Here is a 15,538-nt window from a genome sequence, read left to right on the forward strand (position 1 = left end):
TTCTCACCACACTCCGCCACTTTAAGGCCAAGAAGTTTCTCGCATTGGTAATACCGTAACTTCAGGAATTACTGTTTCTTTTGGTTGCATTAAAACGTAACGAATGGTATCAGCAACATTCTTTGGATCTTGTAAATTGTTAATATCAATATCGGGAAATCTATCTAACAAAAATGGTGTTTGCATACCCCCTGCAACTACAGCCGTTACCTTAACATTGTGTGGGCGTGCTTCGACGTGCAAAGCATGACTAAAACCTAATAATCCCCACTTACTTGCGTGGTAAGCAGAAGCATTTGCCCAAGCACGTTTAGAAGCAGTAGAAGCGATATTAACAATGTGTCCTTTGCCTTGTTGTTTCATCTGAGGAAGAATGAATTTAGACATGATGAAAGGGCCATTTAAATTAACAGCAATAATCCTTTCCCAGTCAGTTACATTTAATTCTTCAATTGGCAAAGTAACATCGATTCCAGCATTGTTAATTAAAATGTCTAAATGTCCGTATTCAGAAACAATTTTACTAATAGCTGATTCAACTTGTTTTGCATCGGAAATATCTAAACGTAAAGCTTGAGCTTTACCGCCATCACTTTGAATTTCTAAAGCAACTTTTTCAGCTAATTCTTCTCGGATATCCGCAACAATGGTAATTACTCCATCTGCACCTAACATCCGACAAATTGCTTCGCCTAATCCTCGACCGCCACCAGTAACAATGGCAACTTTTCCTGTTAATTCTTGCATGATTTCTCCTCTTTTTTAGTTGGTAATAGGTAGTTGGTAGTGGGTAGTTGGTATTTGGAATTCGCTGCTTTTAATGACTTCTGATATACTACTTTCTCCCAGCATCATTTTCTCTTCTACTAATTCGCAAATTAGATGAATTACCACGATTTGCACTTCTTGAATGTGTTGGGTATCGTTTTCGGGTACAATGATAGAAATATCGGCTAATTGATGTAAATCTCCGCCATCTTTACCCAAAATTGCAATACAATTTAACCCTTGCTTTTTCGCTGTTTCAAAAGCTTTAATGATGTTGCGAGAATTACCACTGGTACTAATACCAATGAGTACATCTCCCGCACGTCCAAATGCTTCAACTTGTCGGGAAAAAGCATTTTCGTAGCCAACATCGTTCGACCAAGCTGTTAGAACTGCGGTATCGGCGTTGAGTGCTAAAGCGGGAAGTCCGGGACGAGTTTTAGATTTGAAATGACCGACAAATTCGGCGGCAAAATGTTGAGCTTCAGCTGCACTTCCGCCATTACCACAAATTAAAACTTTGCCACCTTGGGAAAAACAATTGCTGATTATGTCGGCTACATCAAGGATAGAATTTCGTAAACTGCGCCGTGATTTTTGGATAGCGTTAATTGCATTGTTGAAACCTCGATCGACAATTTCTTGCCAAGATACTTGATGAAATGTTGCAGAGTTTTTGGCGATTACTTTTTCATAAAGATCGGCAATAGAATCAGTGACTCTTTGCCAGGTAAATAAATCATTGGCGCGTTGAATTGCTTGCTGACGTAACACATTCATTAGTTTGGGATGTTGGTACAGATAAGTAATGCGTTCTGCGATCGCATCAGGATTATTTGCTGCTACTAAATAACCCGTTTCTCCATCCCTAACAGTAAATTTAATTCCCCCCACATTAGAACCAATTACCGGAGTACCACAAACCATCGCTTCTACAGGCGTAATCCCAAAAGGTTCATACCAAGGAGTAGTAACAAATAGATCGGCAGCACTGTAATATAATTTGAGTGCTTCTCTACCTCTGCGACCGACAAAAGTAACTTTTTCTTCGATATTTTCGGATTTTGCGATCGCCTTTAACCGACCAATTTCCGGTGTAAAATTTGGATCTGGATCGTCAGATTCACCACCAACAATCAGCAATCTTGCCGAAAAATTATTGGTTTTTAAAAGCTGTGCGAAGCCATAAATCACCGCATCAACACCCTTGCGAGGAACCATTCTTCCTAATTGCAAAATCACCCTTTCATTCGGATCGAGTCCTAATGCTACCCTTGCCAAAACTTTACCAATAGGCCAAAATTGACCGGGATCGAAACCACCGGGAATGATGGTAATTTTGGCAGGATCGGCATTATAAAATCGAATTAAATCTTCTTCTTCTTGGGGACATTCGGCAATAATGCGATCGGCTTCATTAATGATTCTTTCTTCAATAGCAAATCTTTGATTAGGAAATTGATCCGCATCACCTTGATAAAAGCGACGCACTTTACCCAAAGCATGAAAAGTAATGACAAACGGAATACCCAGAACCTTTTTAATATTAGCAGCAACTAAACCAGACATCCAGAAATTAGCATGAATTAAATCATACATTTGCCCTTCTTGTTGGCAGAAATTCACCATAAATGAGGTAAAATTCGCCATAAAAGGTAGTAAATCTTCCTTTCGCAAATACTCAGGATAACCAGCCGGAACATGAATAATTCTTACTCCATTCACCCACTCAGCTGCTTCCGGTAAAAGTTCGCTATCCCGACGAGTAAAAACATCAACTTCGTAACCAAGAACAGTTAAATTTTTGGCAATTTCCCCCACATAAACATTTTGACCACCACTATCAACACCACCCAACATTGCCAACGGTGAAGCGTGTTCGCTAATTAATGCGATCCGTTTTTTCATAAGTTTCTACCTGCTACTAAAGGAGTGAGAGGAAGAGAAAAAGAAGGATTTCCAGTAACTAAAGCAAATGCCTCATCCCAATCATTAATAAATCGCTGAATATGAAATCTCTCTTGCGCGTAGCGTTTAGCATTTTCGCTTAAACGATGAGCTTCCGCAGGGTCTTTTAATAATTCCTGCATTCGTTCTATTAAATGATTAATATTCGTGTCTACATAACCAGAAAAACCGTTTTCTACTACTGTTACTAATTCGGTAGTTGCTAAACCAATAATCGGCATTCCGATCGCCATCGCTTCACACACAGCTAACCCTAAACTGGTGTAGCGAATTGGATTAAAAAAGAAGCGATAATGTGACTCAAATTCTAATAGTTTATCATGTTTAATTTCACCTAAACCACCCAACTTTTCCGAACCCATACCTACAAGTTCTAAAGGAATTTGGGTGCGAACTTCTTCAAATACATCAACACCTAAACGACGACCTCTACTAGGTAAACCATTAACGACAACAACTCCACAATTTAATTCACCTTGGTAACAAAGATTTTCTGGCACTATTACCCCATGTTCAATAACGCGAGTAGGAGTATTATTGCTATTCCACATTAAATCGTTGAAGTCAGTCACATGAACTAAAAGTACATTTGGATCATCGACTGGATGGCGCGTATCAGTAGGATTTTGGCGTGGAGGATCGTGTTCTAAATAAATTCGCGGAAGTTGACGTTGAGTTTCCGAAAGTATTTCATATTGATCTTCTAAATAGTTTTTTTGCGATTGAAAAAGGATACAATCAAATTCGAGATTTTTTACTTCTTCCGCAGGTACATCATGAACATTATCAGGCCAAGGAAAACCACTTAAACGACCGCCATAACCTTCTGGTTTACCTGGTTTAATTGGCAAGTAAAATTCGTGACTTGATTGCACTAAGTAGTAAAGATAATTACCATGAACGTGCCAAGTTAGAATGCGTAAACGTCTCATAAAAATTAGGGATGAAAAATAAAAATGATTGGGGTTTGTGAAGATTCCTCATTTTTAATTTTCCGTCCCGCTTCTGCATCGGACATTTGCCTAAGAAGTTTGCGATCGCCCACACACCCTTTTGTGCATTTGCACAATTCAAAAAAAATCACAACTTATCCAAAATTTCTGTTGTGTGCATCACAGAGAAAGCTGGAAATCCTAAAGAAAGTTTTAATAATTGTTTTATCTATTGACCAAGGTTTTATACAAGCCCTTTTTTCAGCCTGGGAACCGAATAAACAGAATCTTCTTTTGCAGTTCTACCAACCGCAAGAAAGTTATATTTAGAGAAATCTTCAGGAAACTTGGAGTGTTTCATGGGACGTAAATTGATTTGGAGATTTCTTTTATCACCTGGCAGAAGCTGATTAAATTGGTGGAGGCTAGACAAACCCTCATAACTTGCAAGTTGGTGTGTGACTAGAAAAGCAAGCGGATAAAACTTAATCAGATTAAAAAAACCAAAATCTTGAAATTTGCCTCTGACGGCTGGCATACAAAAATCTCTCAAAATCACTGTCTCTTCGTAAGGATAAACCCAATAGAAGATATGGATGTCATCATGGATTGGCTGCGAAGAATCTATTACACAAGGTCTGATTAGTCCATCTACAACTACTTCATCTGTCTCGGTTTTGGCGGCAAGAAGATGTCCTAAAACAGAACGCATTACTGCATTAGGTTGGCACTCGACCTCAAAAGAATCTGGCAAGCTTAAATTGCTTTCGACAAAATTCTCAATTTTTCGGGAGAACTCTCCCAAAGCCCAGTCATACCTTGAACCCAGCAAGTTGTTGCAATCATTACATATCGTTTTAAAAGTCACACCATTTTGAGAGTATCGTGGGCGAAAAGATGTATCACCGATTATTTGATACAGCAACTTGGAAGTTACCCTACTTTTGACTGGAGGGCAAGTTTGAGGTGGTACATGATCAATCGATAACTCTTTTTCCTGCTGACAAATGTTACAAATTCTGTCTTTCTTATGAAACTTCTCAATCTTAGTTTTTTTGGTAGTTGTCATAATCTGCAATAGGGTTTCAGTTGAACAAACTTCATCTTGTGGGAAATAGGCAGAATACAATAGTATTACACTTGTAGCATGATTTCGATATCAGTACCACACCGACGCTTTTAACTCATTCCCCACTCGCCTCACATAAGTAGTGCTACTGATTAAAATAATTCGCTTCGCCTCCTCCGAGAGGTTGCTCTATTCCTCTTCAACTTCTCCATCAAACTCTGTAAGTGAATCCTCTTCAATTTTATAGCCTGCTCAACTAAACTGACATTTTTCGTAAAAAATTAGCTTAAGCATTGACAATGTTAAAAACAATGTTTACCATCATAGTAGAAAAAACTCCAATGGTGGGAGGTCACATTATGGCTGATGGAGATATTGTCCACAGTAGGCTTAGACGCTGTTATCAGAAGCCATACGAGCGGCTTTGTGGGGGAAAAGCATCCATTGATGAATGTGTTCACGTTCTGATGCAAACCATTAGGCGAGATATTGTCCACAAAGGTAATCTTCCTGTTAAACTTGCCCAAATTATGGGGGAGATTCTAGATCGATGTATCAGTACTACTGGTGAAAATAATTCTGTAAACTGGGCAGCTTTAAATGTACAATTCGATAGATTAGTCCAGCAGTTTGATGGGCAACATTACCTTAAAGAGCTTTCTCTTCGTGCTAGTAAAAGTCTTATTAACGAGCTCAGATATGAAAGAGTAGATGAAGTTGATAATGCTTCAGTAGAAATTTTTAAGCGATATATTAATGAAGTTTATGAATCTGAGTTTAAGGAGAGAATTCCACTCAACCCTGAAGATAATGCTGGGATTGATGAAGCGACCCTTAAGAAGCGAATGGAGGAGATGGAGCCATATATTAACCAGGAGATCAACTTATTGGCTGAAAAGGCAATGAGAAATATGAGTGTTGAAAACCTGGGACAGCAGCCACGTCGGAAGATAAAATCTCTCGAAGAAGACGAGGACTTAATGGCAGAACATAATCATAATAATCGAATAAAAATTGGAAAGCTTTTGAGTGAGGAAAGCATTAAACCATTACAAATCACAACTCAAGATTGGAAACAGTGTCTGTCATCAAGGAAGCAATAGAATGAAATACAACCTTCCTCCAGAACAAAGATATCAGATGCACAATAGTGATTACACACTACATTTTGATTCCATCCTAAACAGTAATGGAAAGGTTCGATTTGTCGATCGCTCTAGCAATAACGAAAGCACTATAGGAATTACTGTAGATGACGAGGATTTTAAATTTCGTATTTGGCAGGAGTTTCCATCAGTCATTGCCGATCTAATTGATCTTGCAGTTGCAATTTATGCCACCGATCGTCTGATCTCTCATCCTCTAGACAAAGAGCAAATTTGCATTTCTGTTGTTCTCCCAGTGCGTCATCCAGAATTATTAAACACAGTATCATTTCAAAACAAACTAGAAAGTCTCCTTGAATGGACTACCGGAAGGCGATGGTTTTTTGATTTTCAAAGGCGAACTGCATCGGAGCGAATAGTTGAAAATCAGCAGATTTTGCGAATGGTTCCTCAAGGATGTGAGGTAGCATTATGGAGTGGCGGACTTGATGCTCTTGCAGGTCTTTACACTAGGCTTCAAGGAAGTGATCCAAAACCGTTCATGCTGTTTGGAACTGGCAGTAATAATAGTGTCTATGCTCGTCAAAAACGGGTATTCAAAGCAATTGAACCGTCATTTCCTAATCGTCTCAATCTCTGCCGAGTTCCAATCAATTTCTCTGATAGTAACCAATATCAAAAGAACAAGATTTCCCGTGCGCGAGGTGTAGTATTTACAATGCTTGGTGCGGTTTGTGCCTACTTGATGGGTCAGAAAGAGCTTTTTGTTTACGAAAACGGAATTGGTGCAATTAATCTTCCATACCGTAAGTCTGCTGTAGGGCTAGATCATACCCGATCTGTTAATCCCTTAACTTTGCTAAGGGTAAGTGATATAGTATCAGAGCTTTTAGGAGAGGAATTTCGAGTACAAAACCCGTTCCTTTTTTGGACTAAAGCTCAAATGTGTAAGGCATTAGCTGAACATAGGAGGAACGACTTGCCACCATTAACAATGTCATGCGATAGTCCACATCGCCAGAAACCTGTTCAATGTGGATATTGCTCCTCTTGTCTTTTGAGACGGCAAGCTCTAGCTGCTTCAAATATGGAAGATAAAACCCGTTATGTAGTACTTCATGGAAAACGACCAGTAGCAGATCCAAGCTTGTATCTGCGAAATATGCTCGCGCAAGTTTCTACCATCCGAAGCTTATTTAATGTTTCAGATAACCCTAACCTTCGCTGGGAAAATCTCACCCGAAGATTCTTTGAACTAGATAACATTGTGGATCAAACTGCTGGAACAGAAAAGCTACTACCTGTTGAAATGCAGCATCGTTTGATTCAGCTTTACGAAACATACATTGCTGAATGGGATGCTGTAGAATCGCAAATTTCTGTAGGTTTATTGGATTGGGAAAATAATCGAAATACATCGGATAAACGTTTATTTGCCGTTCAGTAAAGTTGAAGGAAAAATATTATGACTATCAACATTCTGGACAATATTGATCTGCGGAAACTGGGGGAACTTCTGCAACAAGCGCGGAAGAAATGCGGCATGACTCAGGCTGATGCGGCTGAAGTTATTGATGCGGCACGGACTACGATTGTTGCTATTGAAAAAGGAGAACGTCGCCTTAAACCAAAAGAGTTAATTAAACTCGCTCGTGCTTATGGGCGGGCTGTTAGTGACTTTGTTAGACCTAGCCCTGTAGTTGAGCCTTTTGAGGTTCAATTTCGAGCAGTTTATCGGCGAACTGATGAGGAAGAAGCGCAGATTAATCCGATTATTTTGCGTTTAGAGGAGTTGTGCCGAAACTATTTGGAACTTGAGAAAATTATGGACGCTCCTCTTCCGCGAAATTACCCTCAAGAGTATGAGGTAACGAATATGCCGATCGAGGTTGCCGCAGAAAGTATTGCTATTGCAGAACGTCAACGTTTAGGGCTTGGTGATGGGCCGATTCCGGTTCTGCGCGACGTTTTAGAACAAAGTGTTGGACTGCGTATTTTTTACTTAGAAATGCCATCTAAATATTCGGGAATATACAGTTACGATGAACAAATTGGCGGCTGTATAGCTATTAATGCCAACCATCCAGAGGAGCGACGACGTTGGTCGCTGGCTCATGAATATCTTCACTTTCTTGCCCATCGCCGTAAGCCAGTATTTGACTATGAAAATCAGTACCAAAGAAAGCCAGAAAGTGAGAAATTAGCTGACAGTTTTCCTGACTATTTTCTAATGCCAACCAGTGGTTTGTTAAAACGTTTTAATGATATGTACCAAACTCATAATAAGTTTACTCCGACTAATTTATTTACCTTGGCTCATTACTATGGTGTGTCTATTGAAGCCCTGAGCAATCGATTAGAATCTATCCAGCTTATACCATCTGGAACTTTGGATCGGTTGCGCGATCGCGGTTTGAAAGTGAGAAAAGTACAACAAGAACTCGGTTTAAAAGAAATTCCCCAGCGCAGCGATCTGGTTCCTACTCACTATCAACATTTGGCGATCGAAGCTTTGGATCAAGGATTGATCACCGAAGGACGTTTTGCAGATTTTCTTGGTGTCGATCGTTTGAAAGCTCGCCGTATTGCAGAAATACTCCGCGAATATTCAAGCGGAATCATGGAGGAAACTGCTCATTTAGATCTGCGTCAAGCGTAGAATTTTGGGAGATTTGTTAATGATTATTAATCACTCCCATGTAGTTCTTGATGCTTGCTGCATTCTGAACTTTTGCGCTTCGGGAAATTTCATCGCCATCTTAAAGGCTATTCCGGCTCAAGTTGTAGTTACTGAAGTTGTCAAAAGCCAAGAATTGCTCACACTCCAGCGTCTTGAAAATGAGGAAAATGAGGGTGCAATTCAGTTTGAAACAGCTATTGAACAAGGTCTACTTTCAGTAGTGGATTTTGAATCTGAAGCAGAGGAAGAAACTTTTGTGAACTACGCTTTTGAACTGGGAGATGATGGAGAGTCTGCTACTTGTGCGATCGCCTTTCACCGAGGTTGGGCGATCGCCACTGATGACAGAAAAGCAATCTCATTTTTTCAAAAAGAGGCTCCACATTTACAGATTTTGTCAACCTTGGAAGTCATAAAGTATTGGTCGGAAGAAGTAAATCTTGATGTAGCAGAATTGCGCCTTGCTCTTGATACTATGCGAATCAAAGGACGATATATACCGCATAGAAATCATCCTTTGCTTACTTGGTGGCAAAGTTATATCAAATGATGTTAACCCTTAAGAAGCAGTTAAACAAAGAGTTTGACCTTAATTATATCCCGAACATCCTAATAATAAAGCTAAACGAATTTGCTGGTTAGATCGATCGCTAATGTATCAGTATCAGAAAAATATTGAATCATCATTGTGGTTCTTCCCCTGTTCATTGTCGTTTGTAAAAGTTACTCAGGCTAACAACTAACTATTAACAAGTTCACTCAATGCTTCATTAATGATTTCATCACTGACACCCCGACGCTTTAAACTGGCAATCAATGCTGTTACTGTTTCGTTCTCAAATCGCTCTAAATCGTTACGCAATCCCTGACCAATATAAGCGCGAATCAAAGGTTCATATCCTGAAAATCCTAACAATGGTGCAAGCCGTTTAAGGTCTTCTACAACATCTTCAGGAATGCGAATCGTTACGCTAGTCATGGGACGATTTCGTTCTAACCGCTTTTTTAATGTCTCAATTTTCATACATTTCTCGCTCCTGACGAGTTGCTTTACGCGCTGAAATAATCCGAATCATATTCTCCTCACGTTCGATGTGAACTACATACAGCAGATTCCATCGAGTATCTAACCCAATTACAGCATCTCTCTGTTCATCATTGCGGCTAGCATCAACAACTACGAGAAAGGGATCGAAAAATGCCTCAGCAGCTTGCTGGAAAGTAATTCCGTCATGCTTCTGGGGATTGCGACTTGCCTTTTCGCTGTTCCAAACAAAGGTAATGCCATTGAGTACGAAATATACATCCATGTTTGACAGTTTAGGCAATATATTTATATTGTCAATTCGACCTTCCCTCTACAATAGCAATCTCATCCTCAGTTAATCCATAGAGTTTATAAACAATTTGATCTATTAGTTTATCGCACTGCGTCAGTTGCATTTTGATTGGCAGTAAAGTATCTAAACTTGCCTGATATTCCTTTTCTAAAGTTTGCTGATCTTTTCGCCCAACCGGATCGATTTTGAGTTTCCTTCTGTTTTTCTTCAGCACTTCGATTAACTCATCTGTTAATTCGTTGCTTATAACTTAATTTTAGATTCTAGATTACCATCATTATCAAAGGTATATTCTGGTAACAATGATAATCTACAATCTCCTATTATCAAATGCTGATGCTGTTAGGAATTAGGTAAGGTTTGAGGTAGATGTACGGCACTAAACGACTCTTGTTATTGAGGTCTATCTGTCGCTCCACTGCGTTCAAATCCTGCTTAAATTGCTCGACAACAGCCTGGGCTTTAGGGTCTGGAAAATCATTATCATAGTAACCCAATCTGTCATAGCGGTAAGCAGAAAGGATATATACTATTGTTAGTTGGTCAGCCGCTTGCTTCGGTGGTGGAAGAAAAGACATCAAACTTTTTTCGTCGGCAATGGAAAGATCTTCTGTAAGTTGTTGATAGGCAGCAAGAGGCATATTAGGAACGAAAGCCATGTATTCGTATTGGGGGAAGTTCACGGCTGCGTGTTGGGGGCCACAAGTAAAAATAATTGTGGTGACAATATCTATTAATTGATCTACGGTTTCGATGCGATCGCGCATACCCTTGATCTTCCCACCTTCAGGCGATGCCAATTCCTGCGCCCAAGCTTGTAATTCCCCGTCATTGCTAATATCTTCCGGCGTTTTGTAGTAAATTTTCAGATAATTAGAAACGAATTTTTTCAGTGCATTCCACACCAGCATTCCATCATCCCGATAGGGATAATGCGGCAATCTTTTCGGATCGTCCATACCGCGATTTTTGATTTCCGTCGGTAAGGCAGACCCATCCAAACTCCATTCTTGATAAGAATTTTCCACAATTTTCAGCGACTCTTGTAAAGTTCCGCCTAGCAAATCATCAACATAGCCACCTCTATTAATCAAGCGTTTGCGAGCTAAATCATTATTAGCCAGCATAAATTGGAAGTGAGGTCTTAACAGTAAACCCAAGGGATGATTTGACGCTAATTGTCTGGCAGTAACAACGGCAAATGGTTCCATAACCAAGTGAGTGCGGCACAAATGGCTGCTCATTTCATGGTGATTTCCATCAGCAATTTGAACGCAAATCTTGGCTTTAAACCAAGTTAAAGGGTTATCAAAAGGGGTAATGATATTGGTAGTTTTGCCATTTTCCAGGGTAAGCTGGATGCCTACGGGTACGAGTTGTCCGCGATCGCTATAACCAGAACTTCGCCAGCAAAATAATGCCTTTGGCTTCGGCAGATAACTCTTACCCCGTTCGTAAGTGCCTCCTTGCACAAAGGAAAGCTTTGTGTAATCAGCTACATACAGATTGCCATTATCCAGTTCTTGCCGTAAATTCAACGATGACCCAAACTTGGTTTGCAAGCTTTCCAAAGTTTGCGGCGCGAGTTCTTTGATACTGCGTAAGACCAAAGGATTGACTCCGCATAACCTCTGTTCGCAGAACGAATCGTCAGTTTGGTAGGTCTTGATCGTCTGCGGTCTGCGTAGGACTGGGAAAAAGTCTTCGTAGTCTTGCAGTTCATCCAAGGGGTCCCAGAGCGATCGCAATCGCACTGCCAAGGTATTTGCGGGAAGTTCGGATGTAGCTAATAGCCGTTCGGAGAGATATTTGCTAGAAAAGTTTTCTCTCTGGGGCAAATTCTTGAGTAGCGACAGGGGAGATAAATAATTTAAGTCAAATTCATACTCTGCACGATTGCGCTGCAACCAATCAAGGCGTTTTTGGGGATCGGGGTCATTTTGTGGGAGGTATGTTGTCATAATGCCAAATGAATAAAACTAGTGAGTGGGAACTTTCATTAGTAGGCTTAATATATACTCGCTCAGTCTGCGCTTCATTCAGCGTTGGCAACAAAATTTTTTTACATAAATAAAAGTTTTTTAACTTTTGATGACAACCCAGAAACCCGGTTTCTTCAAGAAACCGGGTTTCTTTGTACCTCTTTTACCGGAAAAGTGCTGTAAAAATCGCCCCTTTGATGCCAAATTTTTGTCATTGTACTTCAAGATGCTTTTGCCATTGTGCCTTTGCACATTTGTTCAGAACTCTCTCCCAAACATCCTAACAACAAAGCTAGACGAATTTGCATTGCTTCATCAAATTTTCGGGCATCGAGTCCAGTTAAAGAAGTGATTTTTTCTAAGCGATAACTAAGAGTATTGCGATGAATACAAAGTCGCTTCGCTGTTGAGGAAGGACAACAATTTTCTAAGAAGAAAGCATCTAAGGTTTTGATTAATTCTGTTTCTTGTTCCAAAGGACTCAGTAAATGTCTTGCTAAATCAATTTTAGTATTTTCATCAGCGATTCCGATAAAAGCTGCTATTCCCAATTCATCTAAACAATGCACTTTGTTTTTGCCCTGAAACCGCCGCCCCAGGGAAAGTGCTGCACAGGCATCTTGATAAGATTTAGCTAATCCTTGAATTCCGGGATGATGGCGACCAATACCAATACTAATTGCTGTTTTTGTATCGGATTTTAATCTTGATATTAAAGCTGAACCTGCCCTTTTTAAGGCAGTTAAATTTGCCCAAGAAGGATTTAACTCGTCTTCGGAATTAGCCCAAAGTACTAAATCTTGGGTGCTGCTTGCTTTTAAAACTGCTACTTCGCCATTCCCAATGTAAGCGCAAATTGTATCATTGGGAAGGTGGAAAAAACTGACAATACTATTAATAATGTGTTGGGCTTTTTGCCAAATCCATTTATCATTAATTTCCTGACTCCTAATTGAAGGTAAAAGGTAATCTGCGGCATCAATTAAAATTACCGCACGGGGACGGGTGAAGTCCATTCCTAATATTTGACCTTGGCGCAAAATGTCTGTTTCGTTAATATTTGCACCGCTAAGTAGGTCGTGAATAAACTTATTTTTTAATTCATGTTGAGCAGGTAATTGAGCGGTAGCTACTGTTTGATTGAGGATCATTTCTACCAGCATTTGTGCTAATCGTGGGGAAATGTTTTCGCCTTCTTCCGTTTTGGCAATAATTACTTCGCCTGTATCATTAGCAATTTGAATTGGGATGCGAATTAAAGGAGTTGCTGTGGGAAATGGGGAATAAAGTGTGTTGTTGGGAGTTGGCGCGATCGCATCTCCCCCCGCATCCACCACTAACACCGAAGCACACAAAAGTTCCGCAACTCTTTCTGCTAAAATATTCGCAATCCGTTGGAATTGTTTAGTTACTGTCTTCAAGCAATTCACCCCCTTAATTACTCTATTCGTAGGGTGCGTTAGTAACGCACCATCTCACTGCTTAAATTCTCAACTAATAATGATTCTTCCAACAATTTCACCGCTTCCCTAACAACTTCATCAGGCGAAATATCTAAACACTCCATTTGATAAGGACATTGAAATCCATAACAAGGAGAACATTCTGTAAAACGGCGTAAAAGCTTAGTTGGTGCATTTCTAGGTTGCCATTGACTTTCTAATTCTGTACCAGAATATAAAACTACCATTGGCTTTAATAAAGCATCAGCTATGTGCATTGTTCCCGAATTATTAGCTATAACTAAACTGCTACGTTTCACGATCGCCGCCAGTTCAGGTACAGAAGTTTTTCCGACTAAAGAAACAATATTTGAATTATTTAGAACAGGTGCAACTAATTCCGTTTCCCGATCGCTTCCCACCACCACAACTTTTAACTTAGTTTCCGCAGCTAACATTGACGCGACAGCAGCGAAACGATCGATATCATAGCGACGAGCCGCACAACTAGCACCGGGAGCTAACATAATAAAAGGCTGATTTGGGGCAATACCTGTACTTAATAGTAAGCGATCGCCATTATTTTGCATTTCCTCAGTTACAGTTAATTCCAAATGGCGACCTTCAGCTTTAAAACCAGCAGATTCTAACAGGAATAAATTGCGATCGACTTGATGAAAATCATCTGATAACGGCTTCACCCATTGCGAAAGCACACTACCGCCAAACTCTTTTGATTGACCAATTCTCAGCCCAATTCCAGCCAAATAACAAATATAAGCTGGCGGATAAGGTGACTGAGAAAAACTTGTAAAAATTAGCGCCGCATCAAAATTTTCTGCCTTAATTTTGGCAATTAAACTTTCTTCCCTAGCGGGATCTAAAGGCATCACCCAACTAGCATCTTGCCAAACAACTCGCTGGACAATTACCCGATCGACCCCAGGTAATAAAGGCGCAACTTGACTGCCAGCGGGAGATGCCATTAAAGTAATTGACGCATTTGGTAAATGAGAATGTATTGTCCGTAAAGCCGGACTCAGCATCACCACATCACCGATATTATCTAAGCGAATTACCAGAATACGTCGGACATTTTGCCACTCAATTGGTAACATTGGCATCTCCTTTGGCGAGACTGGAAATTAAAGGAATTTAGATTTTTGATTGGAGATTTTTCAGCGAAATTTGCTCCTCTTCCTTTCCTCCCATAACTAAATCAAAAGCTTGAGCAATTACCATCTCTGATGAAACTCCTGAAGTATCGTAAATGGCGCGATGGAGAACATCATTTAATGGTGCCCAGCGATCGGGATCTGAGATCGTAAACACCACCACACTAGGAACTTTTAAAGCCGCTGCTAAATGAGAAACTCCAGTATCATTGCAAACTACCAACCGGGCGCGGGTTAACAAAGTTGCCAAAGCACCCAAATTAGTACGACCTGCTAAATTCAAACTATCAGCTTGCATCTTAGCGGCTACTGATTTGGTTAACTCAATTTCGTGCTGCGAACCTGTGAACACCACCTGCAAACCTAAACTCGCCAACTCATCTGCCACCTGTGCAAAACCAGCAGGCGACCAACAACGTAGCGGTGTACTTGCACCTGGATGAATGCAGACAAATTCGCCTGTTCGTAATTGTTGTGCTTCGGGAATTTCTTGCAGTGCTTGTGCGTCTTCCTCCCACAAGGGAAACTCTAACTCCTCCCCTTGGGAAGGCACCCCGATATATTCTAAAAACCTTAAGTAACGCCGCACTTCTGATTCATGGGCGAGGTAAGGCAAAAAGGAACTTTCATCTGGGCAATATTCCCCTGGTGCGAAAAATCCTGCACAGACACGCGCAGCAAACAGTTTAATCAGTGGATTAGTGACAGTACCGCTGCCGTGCATTTGCATTGCCAAGTCAAAATGCTGACTTTGGACATATTGCAAAAACAGGGGAATTTGTTCGAGTTGGGGTGTTAACTCTGGTAATCCCGGAAAACCGGGAAATTCCCAGAGTTCATCGAGATAATGACGGAAGCGATCGAACAATGGTTTAATCTGCGACGATCCAATCAGAATAATTTGTGCTTCTGGAAAGGCAGCACGTAGCGATCGCCAAGTCGGGACAGCGCAAAGAAAATCACCCAGTCCTACCAAAGCACGTAAAACCACTATCCGCTGGGGACGAAACTGTAAGGTTTTAGCAGAATGGAAGAAACGTTCAGGAATCTGATTCACACTTAACAGCTGGTAAAAA

The 15,538-nt window shown here is 40.4% G+C and carries 14 protein-coding genes and 1 pseudogene; 4 read left to right on the plus strand and 11 right to left on the minus strand.

What is annotated here, in order from left to right:
* Positions 1-21 precede the first annotated feature (21 nt).
* From ACE1CI_RS13915 to ACE1CI_RS13930, 4 genes are all read right to left on the minus strand, one after another.
* Positions 22-747, minus strand: coding sequence for an SDR family oxidoreductase (locus ACE1CI_RS13915; RefSeq protein WP_413262704.1), 726 nt, complete (start codon positions 745-747; stop codon positions 22-24).
* Between the two features lie 15 nt (positions 748-762).
* Positions 763-2,676 carry a D-sedoheptulose 7-phosphate isomerase gene (gene gmhA, locus ACE1CI_RS13920; protein WP_496615461.1) on the minus strand — a complete coding sequence of 638 codons (1,914 nt, stop codon included), beginning with the start codon at positions 2,674-2,676 and terminating at the stop codon, positions 763-765.
* Entirely contained in the window at positions 2,673-3,668 is a 996-nt protein-coding gene (locus tag ACE1CI_RS13925) for a glycosyltransferase (RefSeq protein WP_413262706.1), read from the minus strand. Before ACE1CI_RS13925 ends, gmhA begins: the two co-directional genes overlap by 4 nt.
* A 244-nt stretch (positions 3,669-3,912) precedes the next feature.
* Entirely contained in the window at positions 3,913-4,737 is an 825-nt protein-coding gene (locus ACE1CI_RS13930) for a hypothetical protein (RefSeq protein ID WP_413262707.1), read from the minus strand.
* 359 nt (positions 4,738-5,096) lie between these two features.
* On the opposite strand from ACE1CI_RS13930, the gene ACE1CI_RS13935 reads away from it, so the two are divergent.
* Genes ACE1CI_RS13935 through ACE1CI_RS13950 form a run of 4 tightly spaced genes read left to right on the plus strand, consistent with a single transcriptional unit; the run spans position 5,097 to position 9,073 of the window.
* Positions 5,097-5,840 carry a hypothetical protein gene (locus ACE1CI_RS13935; protein ID WP_496615462.1) on the plus strand — a complete coding sequence of 248 codons (744 nt, stop codon included), beginning with the start codon at positions 5,097-5,099 and terminating at the stop codon, positions 5,838-5,840.
* Position 5,841: 1 nt separating this feature from the next.
* Positions 5,842-7,290, plus strand: coding sequence for a 7-cyano-7-deazaguanine synthase (locus ACE1CI_RS13940; RefSeq protein WP_496615463.1), 1,449 nt, complete (start codon positions 5,842-5,844; stop codon positions 7,288-7,290).
* 18 nt (positions 7,291-7,308) lie between these two features.
* Positions 7,309-8,502 (plus strand): ImmA/IrrE family metallo-endopeptidase, encoded by a 1,194-nt coding sequence (locus ACE1CI_RS13945; protein WP_496615464.1) that lies wholly within the window; start codon positions 7,309-7,311, stop codon positions 8,500-8,502.
* A gap of 19 nt (positions 8,503-8,521) precedes the next feature.
* Entirely contained in the window at positions 8,522-9,073 is a 552-nt protein-coding gene (locus ACE1CI_RS13950; RefSeq protein WP_413262711.1) for a hypothetical protein, read from the plus strand.
* A 189-nt stretch (positions 9,074-9,262) separates the two neighbouring features.
* Here ACE1CI_RS13950 and ACE1CI_RS13955 read toward each other — a convergent pair whose 3' ends face one another.
* The 7 genes and pseudogenes from ACE1CI_RS13955 to ACE1CI_RS13985 form a co-directional block, all read right to left on the minus strand.
* A complete protein-coding gene (locus tag ACE1CI_RS13955) occupies positions 9,263-9,547 on the minus strand; it encodes a hypothetical protein (protein ID WP_413262712.1) in 285 nt (94 codons plus the stop codon).
* Positions 9,537-9,833 carry a BrnT family toxin gene (locus tag ACE1CI_RS13960; protein WP_413262713.1) on the minus strand — a complete coding sequence of 99 codons (297 nt, stop codon included), beginning with the start codon at positions 9,831-9,833 and terminating at the stop codon, positions 9,537-9,539. Before ACE1CI_RS13960 ends, ACE1CI_RS13955 begins: the two co-directional genes overlap by 11 nt.
* A gap of 31 nt (positions 9,834-9,864) precedes the next feature.
* A pseudogene (locus ACE1CI_RS13965) lies at positions 9,865-10,092 on the minus strand (hypothetical protein); the annotation flags it as partial.
* Positions 10,093-10,189: 97 nt separating this feature from the next.
* Positions 10,190-11,824: a lipoxygenase family protein gene (locus tag ACE1CI_RS13970; RefSeq protein ID WP_413262715.1), complete on the minus strand. Its 1,635-nt coding sequence runs from the start codon at positions 11,822-11,824 to the stop codon at positions 10,190-10,192.
* 242 nt (positions 11,825-12,066) lie between these two features.
* On the minus strand, positions 12,067-13,275 hold the full coding sequence (locus ACE1CI_RS13975) for a PucR family transcriptional regulator (RefSeq protein ID WP_459564013.1): 1,209 nt from the start codon (positions 13,273-13,275) through the stop codon (positions 12,067-12,069).
* A gap of 29 nt (positions 13,276-13,304) precedes the next feature.
* Complete coding sequence (locus ACE1CI_RS13980) at positions 13,305-14,405, minus strand: glycosyltransferase family 9 protein (protein WP_413262717.1); 1,101 nt, start codon at positions 14,403-14,405, stop codon at positions 13,305-13,307.
* A gap of 37 nt (positions 14,406-14,442) precedes the next feature.
* Complete coding sequence (locus ACE1CI_RS13985; RefSeq protein ID WP_496615465.1) at positions 14,443-15,519, minus strand: glycosyltransferase family 9 protein; 1,077 nt, start codon at positions 15,517-15,519, stop codon at positions 14,443-14,445.
* Positions 15,520-15,538 lie beyond the last annotated feature (19 nt).

The sequence above is a fragment of the Floridaenema flaviceps BLCC-F50 genome, assembly GCF_041929275.2.
Taxonomy (GTDB): domain Bacteria; phylum Cyanobacteriota; class Cyanobacteriia; order Cyanobacteriales; family Aerosakkonemataceae; genus Floridanema; species Floridanema flaviceps.